We start from the raw sequence: 11,319 nt of genomic DNA on the forward strand, positions 1-11,319 counted from the left end.
AAATGTAGGTGCTACATGCGCAGATGTATTGGCTTACAGAGAGATTGCCGAAGAAATTGTACTGGTGGATATCAAAGAAGGTATAGCCGAGGGCAAAGCTTTGGATATCTGGCAAAAAGCCCCGATCAATCAATATGACAGCAGAACAATTGGAAGTACAAATGATTACAGTAAAACCGTCAATTCAGATGTAGTAGTCATTACTTCAGGTTTACCAAGAAAGCCAGGTATGACCCGTGACGACCTGATCGAGACCAATGCAGGTATTGTGAAGTCAGTTACCGAAAACGTAGTGAAACATTCACCAAATGCCATCATCATAGTGGTGTCAAACCCGCTCGATGTGATGACTTATCAGGCACATATCACTTCCAAGTTTTCCAGAACAAAGGTAATCGGTATGGCGGGAATCCTTGATACTGCTCGATACAGGGCATTTATTGCAGAAGAACTTAATGTTTCCTCCAAAGAAATCCAGGCAATACTGATGGGTGGTCATGGTGATACCATGGTTCCATTACCAAGATATACCACTGTCGCCGGTATTCCCGTAACCGAACTGATTGATGCTGACAAATTGGATGCAATCATTGAAAGAACGAAGTTTGGTGGCGGGGAATTGGTAAAGTTGATGGGTACTTCTGCCTGGTATGCACCCGGTGCAGCGGCTGCACAGATGGTGGAATCCATTTTGAAAAACCAAAGAAGGGTTTTCCCGGTTTGTATCAAGTTGGATGGCGAGTACGGTATTGATGATTGTTATCTTGGAGTTCCTGTGATTTTGGGTAAAAATGGAGTCGAAAAGGTAATCGAATTGAATCTCAATGATGATGAAAAATCGCTGTTGGAAGTCTCAAGAGGTCATGTCAAAGAGGTTATGAGTGTACTGGATAAAATCTCAAGCAAATAATCACATTTAAGATTATATTCAAAATCCCGGTTTTATATCGGGATTTTTTGTTTTTTTGTCTGTTTAGTTTCGATCCCGCCCAGCCTCTATACCACCTGAAAGTGAAAAAAATCATAAGTGCTCTTCTCATTTTGCTTTTATTCGGAATCGGGGGATTTTTTGCCTATAAGAATATTTTTCAGGAAAAAACCAGAAATGCTTTGGAGTTGGTTTCCGCAGATGCTGTCTTTGTGTTTGAAACCTATCAGGCAGTCATGGCTTGGAATCAAATAGTCACTCAACCGGTTTGGGGCAGGTTGTCAGGTATTCCGGCACTTCAGCATGCAGAGAATAGTCTATTATTTTTGGACAGTCTTGTGGGAAAGTCCGGAAATCTGGAAAAATACCTCAAGGGAAATCAGCTTTCAATTTCATTGCATCCTGTAGGTAAAGAAGAATTTGAATTTTTGTTCATTTTGTCTTCGCCACCAAAAGCAGATTTTGGATTGGTCAATCAAATGGAAAAAAATCTGGTAGATGCAGTCTCTATTTCCTCCAGAAATTATAGTAATGTCAATGTTAAGGAATATAGAAACAAAGAAAATGGGAAGGAATTGACCTATGCAAGGGTAGGAAATCTTCAGATTTTGAGTTTTACTTCATTCTTGGTGGAAGATGCTATCAGACATGCTCAAAATGATGCTTTGGGAGGATTCAAAGAAAAACATAAGGATTTGGTTGAAGCGTTGCCCATACCCCCAGGTCTCGGAGTTCTCAGACTCGGAAGTGATGGTTTGAGCAATTTTGTCAAAGTAATAAGCAAGGGTCCCAACCATTCAGGATTGGATGATTTTTTCAAAAATAAGGTTTCAGCCAATCTAGAACTGAAGTTTACTGAAAATCAGATTTTACTCGAGGGGCTGGCACTGCTTGGGGAGAAACCCAATATTGGATTCACAGCTAATCCACTCGCTGCGATTACATTCTTTAAGGACTTTATTTCCAATAGGACCGCAGCATATTTTCAATATCAGCTAGAGGATATTCATAAGATATCCAATTTAATGGAAACTGAGTTTACCTTTAAAAGTACGGTTATGGGAGACATCGACAATGTGCTCGTTAAAGAAGGATTTTTGGATGACCTGACCGGTCATATAGGCTTGTTGTATTTGGAGAAATTGAATCAGGAACCGCAGGATAAATTGCTTTTCCTCAGGTCTAAAGATCCTCAAAGGCAAATGGATTTGCTTAAGAAATTTACTTTTGGGTCTGATATCGAAAGTGAAGTGTCAAGATTTACAGATAGTTATCGGACTAAAGAAATTCTGATGATCACAACAGAAGAATTTCCTGCCCATATGTTCAATGGAAATTTTTCAGGCTTTGCCAATACCTATGTGACCTTCTTTGGGGATATTCTTGTGTTTGGCAACAGTATCAAAGCAATAAAAATATTCATCGATGATATCGGTAATGACAACGTATGGAGTAAGTCTTTGAAACATAAAAAAACCTTGGAAGATTTTTCATCTGGGTCCGCATATAATTTTGTCCTGGACATCCCCCGATTTTGGCCAAATATCCTTGACGCAAGCAATCCAAATTGGAAATCTTTTTTTCAAAAATATTCCCCGCAATTTCAAGCTATTGATAAAACCTATTTAAAACTGGCCAAATCTGAAAATCGACTTAACGTCAGATTGGAATTGACTTATAATCTTTCACAACCAAAACTAGACCAGCAAGTCATCTTGATGGAAAACTCCTCGGTCACTTTTGAGGATAAACTGATATATGGACCGCAAAGTATTCAGAACTTCAATGACAAAAGTCTTGAATTTGTAGTTCAGGACGAGCAAAATAGGATCCACCTGATTACAAATGAAGGGGAGTTTGTGTTTTCTTATGAACTCGATGACCCGGTTATTTCTGAAATATTCCAATTTGATTTTTATAAAAACAACAAACTCCAGCTGCTTTTTGCCACAAAGAATTTTATTTATGCCATTGATAGATTCGGGAATCTTCTTCCGGATTTCCCGATCCGGTTTTCTCAAGGCAGAATTTCCCATCTCAACTTACTGGACTATGACAATAACCGGGATTACAGGTTCTTCATCAGTACGATGGAAGGGGATTTATATTTGTCAGACCAATCAGGATTAGTTCTGGAAGGTTGGAACCCTAAAAAAATCAATGCCTCACTTTCGGTTAAACCAGCACATCATAGAATTGCAGGAATAGGTGACCGGATGTTGGCTTTGGCCAATACAGGAGAATTGTATCTGTTCAATAGGAGAGGGGATGAGGAATTGGGAAGTCCCATAAAGTTGGGAGAAAGCTTGGGAACTGATTATGTTTTGTTGGAAAGAGGAAGTGCTAAAGAAACCCGGTTGGTGACGATAACACAAACAGGTGAAATTATCATGGTAAATTTCTTAGGGGAAATTACCTATAGAAATCAGCTTATGAGACCTGATAGGGAAACTGAGTTTCATTTGATCAAGGATCAAAAAGACGACAGGTATGTCTATGCTGTTCATGAATACAACAAGGTTTCTCTTCTTGATTCGGAAAATAATATACTGTTCTCTAAGAATATTTTTTCCGATGACCTGCAATTTCAATATTTTTCCTTTGGGGCCGATAAAAATATTTTTGTAGTGCTGGACTTAAATCAGGAGTTTATTTATCTCTACGATCTCAAAGGAAATTTATTGACATCAAGGCCGATAGATGGTAGCCAAAAATTGGAAATCAAATATTCTCCTGCACAAAATGAATATATAATTTATGTGGTCAGCAACAATAAATTCTCTGAATACAGACTTCCTATATGATTTTTATGATTAATCAATTTTCTTTTAGATTTTCCCGATGGAAAGGATATTGTTAACTTTGCGACCAAATTGAACCAAAGACATGTATAAAAAAATTTATTTGATTCCTCTTATTTTTTCGTTGTTGATTTGTTCGGGTCAGGTTTCAGGGCAGATTGTCCTGGATGAAAATCAAATTCCTATCGATCCGGAAGATTTCCACAGTCTGAATACTCCATACACCGCTACACTCAGTTTTTTTTATAACCTCCGGGAAGACAATTATGATCCTAAAACCGCCGCTGAAGTCTTAAAGCTTTCTCCTGACAATAAAGCCGATGCTGAAAAACTGGCAATAAAACTGAAGCAGATTTTTGATGGGAACGGGGTTTATGTAAGGATTTCAGATGTTCCTAATGATCCGGATTATATTGACAGCCTTTATAGCAAACAGGCTAAGTTCTTCTTTGATACCAAAATCCTTCCTTTGGTCTATTTGGAAAAAACAGGTAACGAATGGAAATTCAGTGCGTTTACAGTGTCTCAGATTGAACAAATGCATAGGGAAACCTACCCCTATGGAACTGATCGACTACTTAATATCCTGCCTAAATTGGGTAATCAGGTTTATTTGGGCTTGCATTTTTGGCAATTGGCGGGTCTGTTTATTCTGATTTTATTGCTGTTCCTTTCCCATAAGGTCATCACAATTGTATTGGATAAGGGTTTTCTATATATCATGGCCAAAATGGGTTACGGCTATGTAGGAGAAAAATATTTACTGCCCGTCGCAAGGATTACTAGCATCTATTTGATTGTAGTACTATCTTCTCTTTTCATCCGACTATTGCAATTGCCTATAGAAGTGGTTGCTTTTGTTTTGAAATTACTCAATGCTTCCAAGCCACTGATCATTACCATAGTCTTTTACAAAATAGTGGATATCGTTGCCATGTATTTTGCCAAGCTTGCAGAAAAAACAGAATCTACCCTGGATGATCAGTTAGTGCCATTGCTGAGGAAGACCCTCAAAGCATTTGTGGTCATTGTGGGTACCTTATTTGTACTTAAGGAGGGATTGGAAGTAGATATTGTACCTTTCCTGACAGGCCTTTCTATTGGTGGTCTTGCCTTTGCTTTGGCTGCGCAGGATACCATCAAGAATTTTTTCGGCTCAATTATGATTTTCATAGACAAGCCCTTTCAGGTCGGTGATTGGATTACTTCGGGCGATGTAGACGGTACAGTGGAAGAGGTGGGTTTTCGGTCCACAAGAGTGAGGACATTTCGGAATTCAGTGATGTACATTCCCAATGGAAAGATTGCAGACTCTACTGTTGACAATCATGGGCTGAGGCATTTCAGGAGATTTTATACCACATTGACAATTACCTATGATACACCTCCCCAATTGATTGAGGTATTTGTAGAAGGCCTGAGAAAAATAGTGGACAATCACCCCAACACCAGAAAGAACGCATATAATATATATTTCAATAACCTGTCAGCCTACTCTCAGGATATCATGTTTTACATCTTTTTCGAAGTCCCCAATTGGCCCGAAGAATTGAGATGCAGGCATGAAATTTTGGTTTCAATAGTCCGTTTGGCCAATGGTTTAGGTGTCCGGTTTGCCTTTCCGACCCAGACTTTACACATGGAAAACTTCCCCGAAAAGGAATCTCTGGTTCCTACCTATAATGATACTGCTGTATATCAGGATAAACTTCAGGAGTTTCTCCAAAAAGAATTGACCAAAAAAGATGATTAAATAATCTTCTTCAAGATTGCTTAATTGATCAATCAGTCACTTGAATGCGGCCTTTCAGGACATGGCTCTTTCCCCGTTGATCCGGCATGCTGATCAGGATTTCATAGTCGCCTGTAATCTCAGAGGTGAAGACACCGAAAGTCCCTGTATGGACTATTCCTGAATTCCAATAAAGTGAGCTTCTGAAATCCGGGTAATTGCTTTCCTTCCAATTGTCATTGAAATGAGGTGTTTCTAATTTCATAGGTCTTTGGATATTAGGATAACTAAGGTAAAGGGCATTCTCGGGGAGTTCGAATCCTCCAAAGTCATTGTCAAAGGAAGTAAAGCTCAACACTCCGGCGAATTGGTCTTTGTTGAACAGAAATTCCCGGGTAAGAATATCCAATTTCTTGATTTTTTCAGGATTGAATGTGGCCAATTCGTCCGCATCAAAGATAGGCATGGCATCTATCAGGATAAGCGGGTTTTCCCGGAAGATATTGTCCAAGGGTTTGTTCATCACTTTAAAAAGTGTTTTTTTGGACTGCTTTCTGACCATGACTTCCGGTACATATTCCTTCAAGGTGGTGGCAATATCCTCAAACCTGTTATAATCATCAAGTAAATAGGTTATATCGGCCAACATGCCCGTCACTATAGGTTCAAATCCTTCATTTTTTTCTGGGTAAAAAAAGGTGTCAATCTGGGAAGATATAATAAGGTTCATCAAAAACGGTCTGTCCTTTTCTTCGATTGTCAGGGATGGAAATCTAAAATCATCCATAAATTCAAAAGGGTAAAAGGGGGATTGTGTTGAAATATTGAGTTGTTTTTCAGTATTGGATGACTGTGCAATCAGGAAATTATAATCTTTCAATGCGCCCAATTCAAAAAACAATTCTCCTTTTAGGTTGGGTTTTGCAGACACGAGTACGGACTGACTGCCATGGGCGGAAACAAAGAAAGTTTCTGTGGTGTCTATTACAGCATGGAGATTTTTGGTATATATGATATGACCAAATGGTTCCGGGATATAGGTTTCTCTGGAGGATGGTTTTTTATAAATACTGCCGTCAATAAAGCCATGGTAAGAATCCGGGAGATAGGGGTTGGATAGGGAAATAGAGATTGAAACCGTCCCTGAATTTTCTGAGGAAGGCAAGGGTATTTTCAGCTCAGACCTTTTTTTTGCAGTTAGAGTGGCTGAGTTATTCAGTAGCTGTGGTTTTTGGAAAATATAGGTATCCGTTTTTTTGATTTCCTGTTGAGGTTGAGGAGGTCTATTTGGATTGATGATGGTGACGAACTGGTTAAAAACCCCCGAGTTGCCATGAAAAGGACTGATGCGGGTATAAAATCTCAAAAGATAGTGATCGGATTGAAGTTGCTCCGGGATATCCAGGTATCCTTCGGCATGGCCGTTTTCCAAATAAATCATGGTCTGAAATACCGGTTGGCCATTTCTGTCCACCAATTCCAGATAGGCTATTTTTGAATAGACTTTTTTTCCGGAACCAATAGCACTAACGGCAAACCATACTCTTTCTCCTGCTACAGCGATGTTTTTGGAGACATGTGCGAAGATGTTTTCAGAGACCGGGTCTTGGCCATTGGAAGGTATGGGTAAAATGATCCATGCAAGGGGTATTAAAATGATGGATAATATTCTTCGTGTCAATTTCATATTTAATCCTCCCAGAAATCAGGCCTTACATTGGAACCTCTCAGTGTGCAGTCCGCACATCTCCTCGGTGCACCCTGATAACCCAATATGGTCAACACTTCCACTACCTCCACGACAGGTACAAAATTCGGTCCCCCAAACTCTAATTCATAAAACTGTGGAGGGATGGTGTCATTGTTGATAGCACAACCGGTATAATCAGGAATAAATACCTGCCAGGGAGTGAGCTCCTGTACGTTGATGTACAGTCTTTTTTTACCCGACTTCCCCATGCTGACAAATCCGATGGGATCCGGATGCGAGGTGTTTACAGCGTGTATGTTACCTCTGATAAGGGAGGGGAGGGGGCTGAATATTCCTCCGATATCCTCCGTGTTTTTTCTCATGATTTCCCAAAATTCAAAGGCCTCTCTGCTGATGGCCATTTGCCTGATATTGAGACTGTATCGCTGCATCAGTTTTTCAGAAAGGTTGGGGATAAACACAACCTCTTTTTGATTGATAATATTATTGGTGAACCTACCGGAGTTTTCGAGTACAATCCTGTTGACTTTGTTTTCACTCCAGCACCGCCCTACCTGATCTTCCGGTTTTCTAAATTCAATATCTTTGGTATCAGGGTTGTAAAAATAGGGTGAAGGAAACGGAGGCCTGAACATCCAGGTTTCCTCATAGCCCCATAAAAAATGAACCGCTTCCTGATTGCCCTGGGTGCTTACATATATCTGGACTCCGTCCTCATTTCGGTTAAAGCCCATATCGCTGATCTCAGGGCTTTCAATTGGAATGAGCGGATCCGATAAGTATTCATGGTTATTGTTGAGCAATATTTGAAGACGGTAGGTTTTATCATGGTCAAAATTCCCGGTGAGGGAATACATACCGGGCTCAATTTCTATAAAGTCCCATCTCTCTCCGCTTTCCGCATTTAGGCTTATCATTGCCCCTGATTCCACTCTAAATTCCTCTTCACCCCTGATCGGCCCTGTTCTGCTCAATTTCAAAATAGATTCTTCTGAACCAGTTTCAATAAATCCTTCCACCACCAAAAGGTTAAAGTCACTGAATCTTATTTCCGGTTCAAAAGGATCCCTGCATCCTGACAACAAACTGAGGATAACCGGTAAGCACCAAAAGAAATAATATGATTTTTTAACCATCAGATCCTGAAATTATAAGTGATAAATGGAATAGGCTGGGCAAATATCGACAACTGATAGCCCTGCAGTACTCCGTTGACAGGAGTAAAATATACAGAATAGGGATTGCGGCGCCCAAGTAAATTGTACACCCCTACGGACCAGGAAGAATGGGCGAGTTTCCTTATTTTGTGATTGCCTTCTATGTTGAAAGATATGTCCATCCTGAAGTAATCAGGTATTCTGTAAGCATTCCGGTCTGAAAAATAAACCCTTTCGGATCCGCCATATTCAAATTTGGCAACAGGGAGGGTAATGGGCCTACCTGTACTGTAATTGGCATTGATGGAAGTGCTGAACCGCTTGCTCAGTTCATAATTCCCTACAAAAACGGCATTGTGCGGCTGGTCAAAATTATTGGGATACCAATTGCCGTCATTTATTTTTTCAGCAGTTTCTTCTGCTGCTGTTCTCAGCATTGATCTGGAGTAGGTGTAACTTACCCATCCGTTCAACCTTCCGGTGTTTTTGCGCAGCAAAATTTCAGCTCCATAAGCCCTGCCATCGGTTCGAAGGATATCCTGTTCGATGGCATTGTTCAGGATAAGTGTTGCCCCGGAGCGGAAATCTACCAGGTTACGCATGTTGCGGTGATAGGTTTCTATGGAAAATTCATAGCGGTTGATCTGAAGATTACGGTAATAGCCTACCGAAAGCTGATCGCCCCATTGAGGCCTGATGTTGGGGTCACTGAGTTTCCAGGTATCTGTGGGAGCTATGGCTGCATTGTTGGTCAACAAATGTATAAATTGGCGGTTGGTATTGTATCCGGCTTTGATGGAGGAGATGTTATTGAGGATATACCTTCCTGAAGCCCTGAATTCCGGGCCATGGTACATTTGGATGGTTTCACCCCTCCCGAAAGTTTTTTCCTCTACAAGTGTAGTGGAAGAAATGGGTTGGCCTGCTTCATATATTCTTTGGGTATTAGGCCCCATAAACTGGTAAAGCACATAACGTGCCCCATAATTGACCGAAAGCTGGTCGTTGATTTCAAAATCGTCTCCCAGATGAAATGCTGTTTCCAAGGCAGTTTCAGGATTGACTTCATTGGCATCTACAGTTGATTCTGAACCAAAAGGTGAGATATATCCCGGGTTCAACTTGTACCTGATACTGTTTGCCCCAAAATTCAACTTGTGACGGTCATCATATTCATAGGTAAAATTTGCCTTTACATAATCCTGTCTGATATCAAAACCCAAATCATAGGAATTAGGGGGATTGTCCCTGCCTTCAATGCCAAAATTGTACATGTCCCTTCCGGCAACCACTTCCATTTCCATTTTTTCATTGAAATAATGGACCCACGATAAATTTGCGCTTTGATTCTGATATTGAAACAGCGTGTCACGGTCAAACCTGAAGCTGTCGCTGCTCAAATAGGAGTTGAACCGAATGGTATTTTTTGGGTTGATCTTATGTGCAACATTAAAGTTGAAATCATAGAAAGAGGCTCTTGCATTTTTAAGATCAGTGTTTTCTTCCAAAAGATTCAAAAGCCAGTCCGAATAGGTAGACCTACCTCCCACAATGAAAGTGGTGTTTTCCCCTATGGGGCCTTCTACGGTCAGTCTTCCTGTCAGTAGTCCAATTCCTCCTTTGACTCTGATTTTTTCGGAATCACCATATTTGGCATTGACATCCAAAACCGATGAAAGCCTGCCGCCATATTTGGTAGGAATACCTGCCTTGTACAAATCCACGGATTCCACCACATCAGGGTTGAAGGCTGAAAATAGCCCAAACAAGTGGGATGGATTGTAAATGGTGGCATGATTGAACAGGATCAGGTTCTGATCTGCTGCACCTCCCCGTACATTGAACCCTACACTTGCCTCTCCAACTGTCTGCACACCGGGCAGTGTCAGGATACTCCGGATGACATCCACCTCCCCCAAAACCGCAGGAAGCCTTTTCATAGTCTCAATGTTCAGTTTTTGGACTCCCATTTCAGGCCGTGCTATGTTGGCCATTTTTTCTGAACTGACTACCACCTCTGACAAGCTGATAATATTCTCTTCAATGGCAATATCCAAAATACCGTCACCCTGAATGCTGATTTGTCTCTGTTCTACAAAGCCTCCTAAATTCTGAATAAAAAGAGAGTGACGCCCTAACGGCAGACGGATGGTGTACTCTCCCTGTTCATTGGTAAAAACCCTTGTGAAATTCACCTTTTCAAAAACTATGGCCCCAAATACCGGATTCCCGGTCTCCAATCCGGTTATTTTTCCTTTCAATATGGCTTCTGTATCGGAAGATCCTGATCCAATGATATATAATTTATTTCTGGAATAAACCCTTTCGACATCAGATTGTCTCTGAGTACCCACGGAACTTTGATCAGGTGTTTCGGTGCTGAAAAACATTTCCGGCAAATTCAGATTCATCTTGGTCCCTTTGGTGATAAAAACCCTCATTTGCTCATCAATCACATATTTCAGATCAGTTTTTTCAAGAATAGCATCAAGTACCTGCCTGATTGAGTTATCCTTGGCACTGAGGTTTACCTGAAGCCCTCCGATCGATTCATCGGAAAAGTAAAACCTGAAAGGATAAGATGATTCGATCTGCTGAACAAATCTTTTAAAAGGGATGCCGGCAAAAAGTCCATTTATTTTTTCACCTTCACCGGTACCTGCCACCTGACCTTTAGTAGGAGAAAGCGAAAAGCAAAATAGAATGAATACAATTATCCAGATTTTTTTCATTCGCCTTGATTGTTATAATATTCGGTCAACAAAGACATAAACATTCTCCGGTGTGGCTTGAAAAAAATATTTTGTCTCCTCATTTCTTTCATAAAGGGCCTTCTTTCCAATTCCAGAAATTCAAATACTTTTTTCTTATTTCTGACAAGAAGTAAGCTATTACCTTTTTTCAGCAAATAATCAGTCCCTTCATTGAAATAACCACTGTATTTCCCAACTTCTTTTTTCGGGTTGACGAATTTATAATGCTTACATAGC

General features: G+C 40.4%; 6 protein-coding genes and 1 pseudogene. 3 read left to right on the forward strand and 4 right to left on the reverse strand.

The genetic code is table 11. The features are described 5' to 3' along the window. The 3 genes from mdh to ACEW8O_RS04215 form a co-directional block, all read left to right on the forward strand. On the forward strand, positions 1 to 910 hold a 910-nt coding region (gene mdh / locus ACEW8O_RS04205; protein WP_373493373.1), incomplete at its 5' end, for a malate dehydrogenase. Positions 911 to 1,011: 101 nt separating this feature from the next. Then, positions 1,012 to 3,732, forward strand: coding sequence for a hypothetical protein (locus ACEW8O_RS04210; protein WP_373493374.1), 2,721 nt, complete (start codon positions 1,012 to 1,014; stop codon positions 3,730 to 3,732). Positions 3,733 to 3,814: 82 nt separating this feature from the next. After that, the gene (locus tag ACEW8O_RS04215) at positions 3,815 to 5,482 is read left to right on the forward strand and encodes a mechanosensitive ion channel family protein (RefSeq protein WP_373493375.1); all 1,668 of its coding nucleotides are present in this window, start codon (positions 3,815 to 3,817) and stop codon (positions 5,480 to 5,482) included. Positions 5,483 to 5,510: 28 nt separating this feature from the next. On the opposite strand, the gene ACEW8O_RS04220 is transcribed toward ACEW8O_RS04215, so the two are convergent. From ACEW8O_RS04220 to ACEW8O_RS04235, 4 genes and pseudogenes are all read right to left on the reverse strand, one after another. After that, positions 5,511 to 7,148, reverse strand: a complete 1,638-nt coding sequence (locus ACEW8O_RS04220; RefSeq protein ID WP_373493376.1) for a hypothetical protein — start codon at positions 7,146 to 7,148, stop codon at positions 5,511 to 5,513. 2 nt (positions 7,149 to 7,150) lie between these two features. Further along, positions 7,151 to 8,308 (reverse strand): DUF4249 domain-containing protein, encoded by a 1,158-nt coding sequence (locus ACEW8O_RS04225; RefSeq protein ID WP_373493377.1) that lies wholly within the window; start codon positions 8,306 to 8,308, stop codon positions 7,151 to 7,153. Next, the gene (locus ACEW8O_RS04230; RefSeq protein ID WP_373493378.1) at positions 8,308 to 11,061 is read right to left on the reverse strand and encodes a carboxypeptidase-like regulatory domain-containing protein; all 2,754 of its coding nucleotides are present in this window, start codon (positions 11,059 to 11,061) and stop codon (positions 8,308 to 8,310) included. The genes ACEW8O_RS04225 and ACEW8O_RS04230 overlap by 1 nt, the downstream gene beginning before the upstream one ends. After that, positions 11,058 to 11,319 (reverse strand): annotated as a pseudogene (locus ACEW8O_RS04235) (hypothetical protein); the annotation flags it as partial. The pseudogene ACEW8O_RS04235 and the gene ACEW8O_RS04230, both read right to left, overlap by 4 nt.

It is taken from the genome of Aquiflexum sp. (genome assembly GCF_041749095.1).
Classification (GTDB): domain Bacteria; phylum Bacteroidota; class Bacteroidia; order Cytophagales; family Cyclobacteriaceae; genus Aquiflexum.